At 65.3% G+C, this 12,926-nt stretch carries 16 protein-coding genes and 2 tRNA genes; 8 read left to right on the top strand and 10 right to left on the bottom strand.

The annotated features are described in order from the left end of the window. Positions 1–66 precede the first annotated feature (66 nt). On the bottom strand, positions 67–957 hold the full coding sequence (locus tag AC5Y4Z_RS25735) for a putative toxin-antitoxin system toxin component, PIN family (RefSeq protein WP_499967860.1): 891 nt from the start codon (positions 955–957) through the stop codon (positions 67–69). A 501-nt stretch (positions 958–1,458) separates the two neighbouring features. Then, a tRNA-Leu gene (locus tag AC5Y4Z_RS25730) sits at positions 1,459–1,535 on the bottom strand. A 340-nt stretch (positions 1,536–1,875) separates the two neighbouring features. On the opposite strand from AC5Y4Z_RS25730, the gene AC5Y4Z_RS25725 reads away from it, so the two are divergent. Genes AC5Y4Z_RS25725 through AC5Y4Z_RS25710 form a run of 4 tightly spaced genes read left to right on the top strand, consistent with a single transcriptional unit; the run spans position 1,876 to position 4,032 of the window. Then, the gene (locus tag AC5Y4Z_RS25725) at positions 1,876–3,276 is read left to right on the top strand and encodes a phage major capsid protein (protein WP_499967859.1); all 1,401 of its coding nucleotides are present in this window, start codon (positions 1,876–1,878) and stop codon (positions 3,274–3,276) included. Next, positions 3,273–3,602, top strand: a complete 330-nt coding sequence (locus AC5Y4Z_RS25720; protein WP_499967858.1) for a hypothetical protein — start codon at positions 3,273–3,275, stop codon at positions 3,600–3,602. The genes AC5Y4Z_RS25725 and AC5Y4Z_RS25720 overlap by 4 nt, the downstream gene beginning before the upstream one ends. Beyond that, positions 3,603–3,869: a hypothetical protein gene (locus AC5Y4Z_RS25715; protein ID WP_499967857.1), complete on the top strand. Its 267-nt coding sequence runs from the start codon at positions 3,603–3,605 to the stop codon at positions 3,867–3,869. A 10-nt stretch (positions 3,870–3,879) separates the two neighbouring features. Further along, complete coding sequence (locus AC5Y4Z_RS25710; RefSeq protein ID WP_499967856.1) at positions 3,880–4,032, top strand: hypothetical protein; 153 nt, start codon at positions 3,880–3,882, stop codon at positions 4,030–4,032. Between the two features lie 317 nt (positions 4,033–4,349). Here the strand turns inward: AC5Y4Z_RS25710 and AC5Y4Z_RS25705 are convergent, their stop codons facing one another. The 7 genes from AC5Y4Z_RS25705 to AC5Y4Z_RS25675 all read right to left on the bottom strand — a co-directional run bounded on the left by AC5Y4Z_RS25705 (position 4,350) and on the right by AC5Y4Z_RS25675 (position 8,329). After that, the gene (locus AC5Y4Z_RS25705; RefSeq protein ID WP_499967855.1) at positions 4,350–4,661 is read right to left on the bottom strand and encodes a hypothetical protein; all 312 of its coding nucleotides are present in this window, start codon (positions 4,659–4,661) and stop codon (positions 4,350–4,352) included. Positions 4,662–4,673: 12 nt separating this feature from the next. Beyond that, positions 4,674–5,048 carry a hypothetical protein gene (locus AC5Y4Z_RS25700; protein WP_499967854.1) on the bottom strand — a complete coding sequence of 125 codons (375 nt, stop codon included), beginning with the start codon at positions 5,046–5,048 and terminating at the stop codon, positions 4,674–4,676. After that, positions 5,045–5,401, bottom strand: a complete 357-nt coding sequence (locus AC5Y4Z_RS25695) for a P27 family phage terminase small subunit (RefSeq protein WP_499967853.1) — start codon at positions 5,399–5,401, stop codon at positions 5,045–5,047. The genes AC5Y4Z_RS25700 and AC5Y4Z_RS25695 overlap by 4 nt, the downstream gene beginning before the upstream one ends. A 378-nt stretch (positions 5,402–5,779) precedes the next feature. Continuing rightward, positions 5,780–5,974: a hypothetical protein gene (locus AC5Y4Z_RS25690; RefSeq protein WP_499967852.1), complete on the bottom strand. Its 195-nt coding sequence runs from the start codon at positions 5,972–5,974 to the stop codon at positions 5,780–5,782. A gap of 245 nt (positions 5,975–6,219) precedes the next feature. Further along, complete coding sequence (locus AC5Y4Z_RS25685; protein WP_499967851.1) at positions 6,220–7,827, bottom strand: DUF3631 domain-containing protein; 1,608 nt, start codon at positions 7,825–7,827, stop codon at positions 6,220–6,222. After that, positions 7,824–7,955, bottom strand: coding sequence for a hypothetical protein (locus AC5Y4Z_RS25680; RefSeq protein ID WP_499967850.1), 132 nt, complete (start codon positions 7,953–7,955; stop codon positions 7,824–7,826). Before AC5Y4Z_RS25680 ends, AC5Y4Z_RS25685 begins: the two co-directional genes overlap by 4 nt. A 179-nt stretch (positions 7,956–8,134) precedes the next feature. Continuing rightward, positions 8,135–8,329 carry a helix-turn-helix transcriptional regulator gene (locus AC5Y4Z_RS25675; protein WP_499967849.1) on the bottom strand — a complete coding sequence of 65 codons (195 nt, stop codon included), beginning with the start codon at positions 8,327–8,329 and terminating at the stop codon, positions 8,135–8,137. Between the two features lie 266 nt (positions 8,330–8,595). Between AC5Y4Z_RS25675 and AC5Y4Z_RS25670 the strand changes: the two genes are divergently transcribed. Together AC5Y4Z_RS25670 and AC5Y4Z_RS25665 are read left to right on the top strand one after the other, a co-directional pair. Further along, positions 8,596–9,021, top strand: coding sequence for a DUF6214 family protein (locus AC5Y4Z_RS25670; RefSeq protein WP_499967848.1), 426 nt, complete (start codon positions 8,596–8,598; stop codon positions 9,019–9,021). A gap of 2 nt (positions 9,022–9,023) precedes the next feature. Then, positions 9,024–10,214 carry a site-specific integrase gene (locus tag AC5Y4Z_RS25665; RefSeq protein WP_499967847.1) on the top strand — a complete coding sequence of 397 codons (1,191 nt, stop codon included), beginning with the start codon at positions 9,024–9,026 and terminating at the stop codon, positions 10,212–10,214. A gap of 39 nt (positions 10,215–10,253) precedes the next feature. Here the strand turns inward: AC5Y4Z_RS25665 and AC5Y4Z_RS25660 are convergent. Continuing rightward, a tRNA-Leu gene (locus tag AC5Y4Z_RS25660) sits at positions 10,254–10,327 on the bottom strand. A 356-nt stretch (positions 10,328–10,683) separates the two neighbouring features. On the opposite strand from AC5Y4Z_RS25660, the gene AC5Y4Z_RS25655 reads away from it, so the two are divergent. After that, a complete protein-coding gene (locus AC5Y4Z_RS25655) occupies positions 10,684–11,529 on the top strand; it encodes a PPE family protein, SVP subgroup (RefSeq protein WP_499967846.1) in 846 nt (281 codons plus the stop codon). 45 nt (positions 11,530–11,574) lie between these two features. Then, positions 11,575–12,759: a PPE family protein gene (locus AC5Y4Z_RS25650; protein ID WP_499967845.1), complete on the top strand. Its 1,185-nt coding sequence runs from the start codon at positions 11,575–11,577 to the stop codon at positions 12,757–12,759. The last annotated feature ends 167 nt before the right edge of the window (positions 12,760–12,926 follow it).

The following is a 12,926-nucleotide window of genomic DNA, read 5'->3' as shown; positions in this document are numbered from 1 at the left end:
ACGACTTTGCGGCGCGACCGGGCTCTCCGCTCCAAACGATCCCGATCTGACTTCGCTAACCGCCTTCTAGCTGCTGTTTGGTTCGGGGCGTGGCCGTATCTGCTCTGGTGGTACGTATCCGCCGACGGCGAATACACGCCAGTGCCCGATATCTGCGCCCGGTACGTCTTCTAGGTCTGGGCAGTACTGCATTGTGGCGACGATCGTGTCTGTCGGTAGCGCCGCGGCGGCAGTGACGCGGATGTTGTCGCCGGGATCGGGCGGCAGTTTTATGTACGCGATGTCCGGTGACGCGAAGTCTGGTCGCGTTGTGAAGCCACGATTTTCGAGCATTGCGAATACCTCTTCGAAGCCATCGACGAATGCTTGCAGGGTTTCCGGCACAACGATGAATGGCAGCAAGTGCACGGCACGCGTTTCGACTATCCGTGCGAAGTCACAGTAGGCGGCGAGGATTTGCGAATTGCCTTCGGCATGAATCTGCAGCAGTGATTGCTCTAATTCGCCGGGTATGAAGACTTCACCCCATTCGTGCTCGTAGTCAATCTTGGCGAGCGCTGTCTTCGCATCACATACGAAAACATTCGGATACTCCACAGAGAGAATGTCTTTGTCATCGCTGACGAGCAGCGACGCGTCGCTGTCTTGGTAAAGGGCGATTACAAAGTTATCGTCGGGATCACGGCAGATCTGCGGCACCTGATCGTCCGGACGGTCATCGAACCACTGCCCGAGCAACGCGATGGCGTCGGCATAGGTCTGGGCTTCGTCGACGGTCAGCCAGCGCCGGAATCGGTCACGGGTGGTGAGACGTGTTTCCAATTCGTCGTACAGCTTGTCGGACAACACGATTTGGATGCGGCCTTGATAGGCGTACTCGAGGAGTTTCGCCGCGCTGCCCGACCGGCTGATGGCCGCCCTAATGAGAACGCTCGTGTCGAGTACGACCAGCATCATTGGGGATATATGTGAATATCGCTAGTGGACGTGCTGACCTGCGCGTTTTTCGTGCCGCATCTGTCGGGTGTCCTCGGCGATGATGTCCGCCGCTTCCTCATCGGACAGCGGGTGGGCGCCGGAGTGCTTTAACACGGCCTCGTGGACCTGGGCGATCGCCTCGTCTACCAGTTCGGCGTCACTACGCGCAGGCCCATCTCGTCGGGGGCCCTTAAGCCTCCGACGTGCGGCTTCACGACGATCTTGTGCAGACACGAATACCTTCCCTCCGACCCAGGGTAAGCGGGGGCGCCGTTTAGAGCCAGTGCGGGCCTCGGCATGGCTGTGCACAAACAGTCACCGTCATACCACCGACGCGTAGTCCAGCCCACACGTGCGGGATCGGTGCGGTAGATATGTCACATGTCGTCATAACTCGACTGACTCGTTGCGCAACGAGTCGGGATGACGAGTGCGAACTCACGAACATCCCTACGGGCGGCTGAACCGCGCTGATGCGCGTGCCCCCAGTCGGACTCGAACCGACACTGGGCGGATTTTAAGTCCGCTGCGTCTGGTTTGCCACTGTTCGCCGGGGCCCGGCAAAGATGCATCTACCAGGGCTATTCGTCCGCCCCCGTTCGCCGCCGTCCGCCCGCGTCCCGCGTGAGTTGTGACAACGTCGTGACACCGAGACCCTTTGACCGCTGATCCTTGTCACCGCGAATCACAGAGGTGTAATTTGGTGGGAGCAGGCCGCTTGACGCCGCCGCCGCCCGCTCGGGCCTCCGGGGTAACCGGACACTCGACATTTGGGGCCGCCGCTAAGCCGAACCGCCCGTATACGCCCAGGCCAGGGCGTCGAAGTTCACCCCCCCTGTTTCTTGCTGCGCGGATTTTGTTCTCCCGCGCGAGCTATCCCGGTAAGGAAATACCTGCATGGACGAACGGCAGCTAAAGGCGCGAAGCGCCGAGATCGTCGCGGAGGCCGACAAGGCCACTGCGGCTCTTGAGGAAGGGCGCCTCGACGCGAAGCGCTATAAGGGCATTGTCGACCGTCTCTACGAGGAGACGCAGCAGCTGCTCAGGATCAAGCAGAACCTCGCAGAAGGCAAGAAGGCGTTCGGCGCCGCGGCGGATGCGATGGAGAACCTCAGCGCCGGGCAGTGGCCTCAAACAAAAGGCATGGGCCTCAACAACCCGCGCCCGCCGTCTCCTATGGACATCTCCCCGGCGCAGTTGAAGGCGCTGGAAATGGCGATGGACGCCAAGATGCCCTTCCAGCTCGAGATCGGCACCAAGGGCGGCGACCAGGCGCCGTGGATGGCGGGGATCACCACCAAGTCCCCGGTGCTGGAGTCCGGCATCGGTGGTGGTTTCAGCGGCCAGTTGCCGCCGGTCCAGACCCAATACGCCGTCGGTTTGGGCTACGAACCGACCCGAATCTCCTCGCTGCTTCCCGGCGCCGCGATGCCCGGACCCTCGGCGACGTGGTTGTCGCACACGGCGAACTCAGCGGAGGTCGCGGGCGTGGCCGAAGGTGGCACGAAGGGCGACATCGGGCCGACGATCACCGAAAACCAGGTAAAGCCGCAAAAGATCGCCGGCCTGGTCTCCACGAGCTTGGAGGCGTGGCAGGACACCGGCACCTACGGTCAGGCGTCGCTGAGTTCGTGGTTGCCTCAAGAGTTGACGCGCTCGCTAATCAACGCCGAATCCGAGTTTTTGCTACTGGCGACCACGGCCGGCTCGAACTCCTACAGCGGCGGTCCCGTGAATGCGACATTCAACGGGCTGCTGAACACGTCGGGCACCTTGACCCGCGCGGTCGGCAGCGACACCCCGTTGGACGCGATGAACAAGGCCTACATCGACGTGCGTACCGGCGCGGCCTACGCCGAGCCGGATCTGGTGATCATGAGCCCGACGACCTGGGGTGCGCTGCGCCGCGAGAAGTCCTCGTTCGGCACCTACATTTTGGATCAGATGACCGGGCCGCTGGGGTTGACCGCTGACGGTTCCCCGGCATCGGCCGGCCCGGCTGGTGAGCCCAACCCGTACTCGATCATCGCGCAGGGCAGCCCGGCAGCGTACGGGAGCCTGTGGGGCGTAAAGGTGGCCTGCACTACGCAATGTCCGGCCGGAACTTCGGTGGTGATGAGTGTGCGCGCCGGCGGCGGCATCTTCTGGCAGCGCCTCGGGCTGCTGTTGCAGTTCAATCCGTGGGGCGATACCGAGTGGACCACCAACACATTTTCGTGGCGAGCTGAGGAGAGGGTCGCCTTGTCGGTTCCGCGCCCCAGCGCGGTCAACATCGTGACGGGGCTGCCCACCTCGTGAGCCTCCCGCTGACCTGGGACCAGATGGCTCTTTGTAGCGCTACGCCCTGGCCGTTCGATGACCGGGGCCTGTCACCGGCCGATCCCGAGGTCAGGGCTAAGCGAGACATCATTTTCCTGGGCGAAGACAAGAAGGAATTTAAGTTCATGACCCAAATATCAAGTGCCACAGTCAAAGTCAAGGTCAACGAGAACTACCGCGTGGTTCACGGCAAGCCGTACACCGGCGGCGACGTGTTCGACGCGCCCGACGACGAACAAACAAAGCGATGGATTCAGGCCGGCTGGGTTACGCCGGTCCCGGCCGCCAAGAAGGAGAAGGTGTAAATGTCAGGACTTCAAACCGGACAGGTCAGCGTCGGCACCACCGCGACGCTGGTATGCACCGTGGGGACCGTCCCGGACTCCGATGGCGTATTGGTCAACGCCTCGGCGGCGTGTTTCATCGGCGGCGCTGGCGTGACCACGACCACCGGCTTCCCGGTGGCCGCGAATACGCCCACGAAGTTTCCGACCACCGGCGCCGAACCCGTTGCCCTGTACGGGATCACCAGCAGCGGGACCGCCACCGTCAGCTACGCCTACCCCGGATAGGACGACGACCATGACAGCACCGATGGAGTGGCCTTCACCGGCTGACTTCGTTCCCGATGCGCCCCTGACCGAGCATCAGCAGGTCCGTTTCTGGGCCGGCACGGTGCCGCTGTACGGCAACATCGCCGCGGACATGGCGCGGCGTTCAGGCGACGACGACTGATGACTTGTCCTCGGCGCGCAGCGTGGCCCGCGCGGAGCCCATGCCGCGCCGCTCACGTAATGGAGGCGCCGTGACCGCCGACCGTGCGCGCCGAGGAGACCCAGCCCCGCCCGTGCCTTTTGGCCCTTTCAGCGGGCGGGGTTTTGGCTTTCGAGACGGGCAGGCGATGCACCGCCCGAAACTCGCGGCTTGATCGTTGTCGAGCCCCGTCATGCCGAAGGTTGTCCAGGGACACCCTTAGAACCTCCCCCGCTTACGGCACCGACACCGCCCCGTCCCGGAAACCCCCGAAAGGTGAGGCGAGTCATGGCTGGCTCTCAGAATTCCGACACACCTGGAATCGGATGGTTGCCGTCCAATTCGGCGTGGAGGCAGTTGAATCGCTCCTGTGCCTCAAGAGAGGTGGGAGCGTCGAGCACATGCACCGTCGCTGCGGCTAGCTCTTTGATTGCTTTCACGTAGTCCGTGTCGTAAGCATCGCCGCTAGCTTCAAAGGCGTTGGCACACAACTGCCGCACAACTGCGGTCTCGCCAGGTTTCATGCTTGCTAGGCGCTTGCCATCTAGGTTCTTCAGCACAGACCGCAGCATCAGGTACGGGTCTTTGGCTGAGTCTGGGACGTTGGGCATCTGTTTCCCCTTCTAGTCGGACTTCGGTTCGTACATGCAAAACTCCCACCACTGCGCCAGCGTGTTGTCCGGTCTGTGGGCCAGTAGCCGCGAGGGATCGCCCGGCAGGAAACCGTTCTGGTCGACCTCACCCAAACCGAGCTCGGTCGCCAAACCTTGCAGGGTATCGGTGAGCTCGTCGAGCCGATTACGGTCACCAGGCGACGCGCCCTTGGTGTGGATGTCCCAGCGCAGGCGCTCGAACACCGCGGCGACGCGGGAGAAGTTGAACACGACGTTCGGATCGACCGGCGGCTTACCCTGACGCCAGCGGGACTCGTTATCGAACTCAGCCCAGCCGCGGATCACGGACGCGTATTGGTCCACGGTCATGTGATACTCGCTCATCTCATCTCCTCAAGTAGCCTGTCCACCTCGGCGCCGAAACCGTCAGCGTGGCCGCCCGACGCCAACGGAATCGCCTTGGCGATCCGCACCAGATCGGCCCGCGCCTGCGCCAACGGCGTCAAACCGGGGTGCCGCACAACCACATCACCACGGCCCGGAACCAGAATGCCCCGCTCGTCCACATCACGTTTGATCCGCACGTAAAGCGAAGTCGTTTCACAGAAAAGGCACAGCAGGTCCTGGTCGATGCCGTGCCAGCGGCCGTCCCGGTACAGCCGGTGTGACTGACGATCCCACACCGCGCGGGCCACCGGGTCCAGCGGTCGCGGAGGGTCGGAAACTTGCTTGCTCATGCCCTTACTACACCTCATCCAGATTTAATTAGACGCGCTAAGGCGCGCTTACACTTGTCCCGAAGGGGTCGCCGAAGGCGACCCTCCCCAGAGATTTTCCGGCCCCCCGCAAGCCTCTGCCCTGCGGTTTTGCGTGGATTGTCATGGTCGGAATGCCTTGTGTAGCAATCCTTTTGGGATGGTCGAATTGTGGTGGGATGCAGCACTTTTGATCCATGGTTCACGGTCACTTCCTGACCGTTTGAGCAGGTCAGACTAGCTGCGCTGCGCGCTTTTGTCGGGTCGCCGGGATCGAGGATTGTCTTAGTCACTTACCCCAGCCTTTGGCGTTTGACCGTGGTGTCGCGCTGCGCGTCGTTCGGTGCGAATCGGCCATGATCACTGCCAACCACATGTCTCAGCCACAAGGTCATCGACGTGCCGCGTGTGCCTGCGGTGGTCGGCGTCGTGCAGGACTACTCGGCGCCGGCCGTTCGGTGTGACGTAGGGCTTGAGGATGCGGCCGTGGTGCGCGGTCTCCACGGTCTTGCCCCACCGGGTGCCTTGGGGTACGCGGCGGTCGAGTGCCCGCACCTGGCCGCCATCGTTGGGTGTGACTTGGTACAGGCCCCTCGAATCCGGTCGGGTCGCGCCACTGCTCCGCGGTCACGCTTCCTGCCTTTGCCTGATTTGGATAGCGAACGTGCTGTGCTTGCGCGGGCAGACGGCAATAGACAGGTCCGCCGCGAACCAGTGCCGGTGATCGCACCGCGGGCAGACCACTTGGACCAACGACTGACCGCGGGGGTCGGTTCGGCGCTGGCGGATGAGTGCGGGTCTCATGCTGGCTCCTGTCGGGTGCGTGCGTTTGTTAGGGCTCGATGGACGCGGTCGGTGTAGCCGGGCGCGCCGATCGCGCAGCCGTTCCGATGCCCTTGGGTGGCCACATGAAACCCGCACTGATGGCACCGGCCGGGACCGGCCGAGGCGGCAAAGGTGCTTTGCTGCACCGGGTCGGGGGGTGTCCCTGTGGACCCGGTGCACTCGGCTAACCTGGCGAACCCGGCATCATCTTCTGCGCCAGGTTCGCCGGGCGGAGACACGTTCTGGGCGCCAGACCCGTCAGAACCCGTCAACCCGTCAGAATCGCTGGTAGACAGCTTGACACGTCTGACGGGTTCTGACGGGTTGACGGGTTGACCAAGCAACCCGTCAGAAGGAAAACCCGGTTTAACCTGCGGGTTGACGGGTTCTGACGGGTTCTGACGGGTATACCGCGTGAAATCGTCCTCGAAGTCCTCCAAGCGGTAGCCGCGGGCCGACGCATCCGTGTTGCGTGTCGGCTTAATGTGGAATTCCCGCAGCCGGTAGGCGAGTTTGCTCGTGGTTAGCTCAAAATCGTTCCACGGTGATTCTTCGATGCCGCGCAGCGCCGCGACCAACGCAGCGGACCCTAGGAATGGCACCCTTTTGGCGGCAAACACTGATCGGATGTCGGCAAGCAACTTGACCGACGACGACTTGTCCTCGTCGGCGGCGTCGGCAGCGGCCACCAGTGCATCGCACGCGGCGCGCGCCGTCTTTGGCCAGTGGTTGCCGGCGGCGTCGGCGACGGCGATCAACGGCTCCCAGGTGTCGGCGGCGCGGTCTTCGACGGGCATCTGCGGCTCGGCCTCCGACAGTCCGGCTTGGGCCTGAGCCCACGCGGCGAGCCGGTTCCGTAACTGTTCGAGCGATGGGCCGTCACGCCGGGCGCGGAACTGGCTCACTGTCTCGCCGGGCGCGCGGCGGCGCATGGCGATGTTGATGGCGCGGTCGGTGATGGTGTCCGGTAGGCTGCCGATCCCGGCGAGGGCGGCCATCGCGAAAACCGGGAACGGCGTGGGAACCTGCAACGGGCCGACGCAGCGCAGCGCGGGACGTCCGCGCTGATGGCCCGCGTTGAGCAGCTTCCGAAGATCTTCGTTCTGTTCGGCGAGTTTCTTTGTTCCCCAGAGCGTGTCGGCCTCGTCGATGATCAACGTGGGCGGATGCTCCCCGCCGAGCGAGCGGAAGATAGCCGCTACGGTGGCGTCAGCGGTCGCCAATGGCTCGTGACACGTACCGCTGATGATGTCAAGCAATCGGGTTTTGCCGCAGCGTTTTTCGGGACTGGTGATCGCGAGGCGCGGCGCGCAGTCGAACGACGGCAGGGCGTGCGTCGCTGCGATCCACAACGCCGCGGCACACGCTGAATGCTCGTCGCGGAACGCGGTGTAGCGCTTAAGCGTATCGCGTAGCTCGTCGAGCAGCGCGGCGCCGTCAAGGTTGTCGTCCTGGGCGCACCACTCCCTATCGGTTCCGGTTCCCGGTCGGTTCCCGGAACTGGGAACCGCGCCGTTGTCAACCGCGTACTTCCCTGACTCGGCCAACTTCCGGCCGCGCTCAGCGAGGTTGTCGAGGCTCATGCGACCAGCTCCCACCGCGCCGCGATGGTCTCGGCGATGCGCTGGCTGTCGCCGCCGGTCCGCCACATCGCCTGCAAAGCTGTCCGGTTCGGGGCTGGGAGTAGCCCGTGGCCGAGCAGGTGACGCACCGCGGCCTCGTAGCCGGCCGCACCGGGAGGCCGGCTATGCCAGGGATCACCACCAGGAAGTCGGCGCGAGGCTGCTCGCCGAAGCTGTAGCTGGCGGCAGTAGGCGGTAGAATCCCGGTCATCGACTTTGGCGGTCGTCGTGGGAGCCGTCCCGGCAGCGGGGCGGCTTTCTCGTGTGGTCATACCGAGACGGCCTCGGTGAGTCGATCCACGTAGGCGGCAAGGGATTCCGATGTGATGAACCCGCGGCGGCCAATGTTGACTTTGGTAATTTCGCCGCGCTTGATCAGATCGTAGATGGTGGTGTGTCCGATGCCGCCGAGCAGTGCTCGGGCCTCTGGGATAGACACTAGGCGCTTAACTACCTCGCTCATGCACGCTTCGCTTTCATTCGTTCGTTTCCGCTGGTGTGTCAGCGGCTATTGACTAGCGTGGCATATTTCTGGCAAGGTTTCCCTTGTCAGAAAAGTTGTCTTGTTGGCAAGGTGGCACAATGAGAGAGACGTGCTATTTCCTCGGCGGCCGGGGTGAGGCGAGGTACGACGCCGGCCCAGCCGATGTGGTTGATGTCGGCAACCGCGTAGTGCCGCGCAGAATCCTGGCGGCGATTGAAGGTAGACGGAACGAACCAGACGTAGCCATGATTATCGAAGTCCGCCAAGGGCTTCCGGTCTGTACTGAGCTACGTTTTATCAGTCGCGCCGATGGGCCGGAGGTCCGCGCCAGGGATTTGAAGTCTGCCCCGATCCTCGACTGGGCCGATGAGATTGTCGCCGCGTGCAGTTGGGTGCGGATGGAATCCGGCGGGATCATGCAAGTGAGCGGCGAGGACGCCCTCGCCCGGGCGCGCCGCGATCTCAACCAGGCCCGGGCGGGGCGCCCAAGGGTGTCACCAGAGCATCTAGAGATGGTCGCCAGGGTCTATCGCGAGCACGCCGACGACAGGCCGACCCATGCGGTACAGCGTGCGTTCGGCGGTTCCTATCGAACCGCGGCAAGGAATATCGAGCGTGCCCGCGATGCGGGCCTGTTACCCCCGACCACCCCCGGCAAAAAGAAGGCGTGAAAATGACGAATCGCCAACAGCTACCACCGCAGATCAAGAAGGTCTCGGTCGGCGATCGCCGCACCGGCAAACCAGTGGTGCGATACGAGTTAACCGTCGATGTCGGCCGTGACCGCGAGACGGGGAAGCGGCGCCAGATTAGGCGGCGACTCGCGACTGAGAAGGCGGCGCGAGATGAGCTGTCCAAGATCCAGGGCGGCGTCACCGCAGGCAGCTACGTTCACCCCTCCCGGCTGACGGTGGACCAGGCCTGCGAGGCGTGGCTGGCGAGCAAGCACGCGCTGAAGGCCTCGACGCTTGCCGGCCACCGTGTGAAGCTGGCGGCGCTGCGCGACGAGCTCGGCTACGTCGAGATCCAGAAACTCAGCAAGGCCGACCTTGACGGGTTAGTGGGCCGGCTGCGGCGCGGCGAGGTCGAGGGCCGCAAAAGGTGGACACCGCGCTCGTGCAACTACCTGCTGTACCTGACGACCGTGGTTCTTGACGACCAGGTGAAGCAGGGCCACGTGGTGCGCAACGTCGCACGGCTGGTAGACCGGGTAGCCGGCGACCCCCAGAAGTACCGCACTCTCACCGGCAAGGAGATGTTCGCCATCCTCGACCACGACTGCCGTGACCGGCACCTGTGGGCACTTGCCCTGTACGGGCTACGCAGGGGGGAGATCGCCGGACTGCAGTGGGCGAGCGTCGATGTGAAGGCCAAGACGGTCACCATCGCCGCCAACCGCGTGGCGATCGGCAAGCAGATCGTGACCGGTACCCCGAAGTCTAAGGCGAGTAACCGCACGCTGCCGATGCCCGACGAGGTGGTGGATCTGCTGAAGGCCGCACGCAAGCGGCAGGCGGCCGAACGACTGGCCTTCGGCGAGGGCTACGGCCCGGGTGAGTACGTTGCCAGCGATGAGACCGGGCGGCCCTACCACCCGAACCTGTTGTCGTTCCGGTGGGGTCGGATGCTCGACGACCTGAAGATCAAGCGGGTGAGGCTGCACGACGCGCGGCATTCCTGCGCGACGCTGATGCACCTGCGCCAGGTTCCTATCGCGGTGATCGCCGCATGGCTCGGGCACGCCAGCGCGGCATTCACCTTGTCGGTGTACGCGCACAGCCAGGATGACGCTCTCAAGGCGGCCGCGGCGAGTTTCGGTCGAGTTGTGACAATCGGTGACACCGACGCGGGCTCGAAAGCCTAGCGGCGAGCACTGACAACGCTCCTACCAGCGCGGACGCCGTGCCCCCAGTCGGACTCGAACCGACACTGGACGGATTTTAAGTCCGCTGCCTCTGCCAATTGGGCTATGGGGGCCCGGCGGCGAATGTAGCGCGCGCGTTGGGTCGCCCGGGCACCACGCCCCGCCGAAACCGGCAAAAACCTCCAGATGCGCCACGGCCGCGCGTGCCCTAGGATCGCCGCGCCCTGGCGCCGGTGGCGCTTGGCCGGCCGGTCTCAGATGACGGCGCGATGTCGCCCGGAAGCACTCCGTTAAAACTGCCGACAGCCGCGTTAAGAAGCCGTAAACGGCTGTCACCCTAGCCTTTTCCGCCGGGAATGTGGAGTCATGCGTCGTTAGCCTTACGCCAACGCACAGGGGTCGTTACGGCAACGCACAGGGTCGACTCACCGCAGGTGGGCCGTCATTTTCCGAGCACTGGGAGCAGCAGATGTCCTTTTTGACCGCAATACCCGAAGAGTTGCTGGCCGCGGCGGCGCAGCTGGAGGGGATCGGCAATTCGCTGACGGCGCAGAACGCCGGTGCCGCGGCGCCGACGACGGCGATCGCGCCGGCCGCCGCCGACCCGGTGTCGGGGCTGCAGGCGTCGATCTTCGCGACCTACGGCACGCTGTACCAGCAGATCGCCTCCGAGGCGCAGGCCATGCAACAGCAGTTCGTCAGCACCCTGGGCCTGAGCTCGGGCACCTATAGCCAGACCGAGACGGCCAACGCCGCCGCCACCGCGGCAAGCAGCGGCAACGGCTTTGCCGACTGGCTCAACGGGATCAGCACGGCCCTTGGCGGACCGACGACGAGCATCGGGGGCCAGCCGTTCAGCCTGTCCGGCAACTCGGCCAACTTCTTGAGTTTCGAGGCCGGCAACTGGGCCTCGGCGATGTCGGACTGCCTCGGCATGGCGGGTGGCGGCCTGCTGCCGACGGCAACGGCCGACGCGGGCGACGCCGCCGGCGCGGCGGCGGGCGCCGCGGACGCCGTCGGCTACACGGCGCCCGCAGGCACGGGCATGGTCGCGCCGATGGCCGGCATGGGCCAGGCGACCATGGTCGGCAGGCTGGCCGTGCCGCCCAGCTGGGCCAGCAGTCTGCCCGCGGGTGCCACGCCCGCCACCGCCGTGCAGACGGTCGGCTGGACGGCCGCGGCCCCGCAGGCCGGGCCGGGGACGATCGTGCCCGGCATGCCCGGGCTGGGCACCGCCGCGCGCAACAGCGCCGGTTTCGGCGCGCCGCGCTACGGCGTCAAGCCCATCGTCATGCCCAAGCCGACGGCCGTCTAACCAGACAACTCCACTCCAAAACAGTTCAAAGGAAACGGGATACAGATGGTTTTGGATTTTGCAGCTCTGCCCCCCGAGATCAACTCGGCGCTCATGTACGCCGGCGCCGGTTCGGGACCGCTGATGGCGGCGGCGACGGCCTGGAACAACCTGGCCGCCGAACTGACCACCACCGCGACGTCGTGGGAGTCCGTCATCGGCACGCTGACCGGCGAGCAGTGGACGGGCGCGGGGTCGGCCGCCGCGGCGGCCGCCGCCCAGCCCTACGTGAGCTGGCTGACCACCACCGCCGCGGCGGCCGAGCAGGCGGGGGCCCAGGCGGCGACGTCGGCCGCGGCCTACGAGGCCGCGTTCGCCGGAACGGTGCCGCCGCCGGTGATCGCCGCGAACCGGGCGCAGCTGGCGGCGCTGGTGGCGACCAACTTCCTGGGCATCAACACACCGGCGATCATGGCCACCGAGGCGCTGTATGCCGAGATGTGGGTCCAGGACGCGATGACGATGTACACCTACGCGGCTGCCTCGGCGGCGTCCGGCGTCCTGCAACCGCTGACACCGGTGGGACAGCTGAGCAATCCCGCCGCGGCGGGCATCCAGTCGGCCGCCACGTCGGCGGCGTTCACCAACGCCGCCGCCTCCCCCGCGGCATCGGGTCTGGGCGGGATCCTGTCCAACCTGACCGGATTGCTCGGCGGCGAGTCGATCGGCACGGGTCTCTGGAACATGTTGCCCGCCAACGTCCAGACCACCCTCACCGCGCTGGACGGGTTCCTGGGTACCCCGTTCATCTTCAACGGCATCCAGCAGGTCGGCGTCACCGCGGCGTGGTTCGTCGGCAACACCATCCCCACCGCGGTGTCGCTGGGGCACACCCTCGCCAGCGCCGCGCCGGCCGCCGCGGCCAGCGATGTCGCGGGTGCGGCCGCCGGAGCCGAAGCGGCACTGGCGAGCAGCGCGGGCGGGGCAATGACGGCAGGGCTGGGCGGGGCCTCCGCGGTCGGCGGCCTGTCCGTGCCGGCCAGTTGGTCGGCGGCGGCTCCCGCGACGCTGGCGTCCTCGGCGGCTCCGCTGGAGGGCTCGGGGTGGACCGTCGCCTCCGAGGCCGAGCCGGTCGCGGCGATGCCCGGCATGCCCGGCGTGGCGGGGGCGGCCAAGGGCGCCGGCGCCTACGGCTCGGGGCCGCGGTACGGCTTCAAGCCCGTCGTCATGCCCAAACAGGTCGTCGTCTGAGCCGGCGCAGACGGAGGTAAATGAAAATCGCCCAACATAGTGATCAATTGGCCAGTAGGCCGTAATCTATGCGTGACGCGGCTCACACCGCGTCGAACAGGCTTCAAGAAAAGGAGAAAGGCAACATGGCAACACGCTTTATGACTGACCCGCATGAGATGCGGGCA

This window comes from Mycobacterium sp. NGS63 (genome assembly GCF_059812295.1).
Note: the sequence above shows the minus strand (reverse complement) of the source record. Positions and strands in the feature narration are given on the sequence as shown.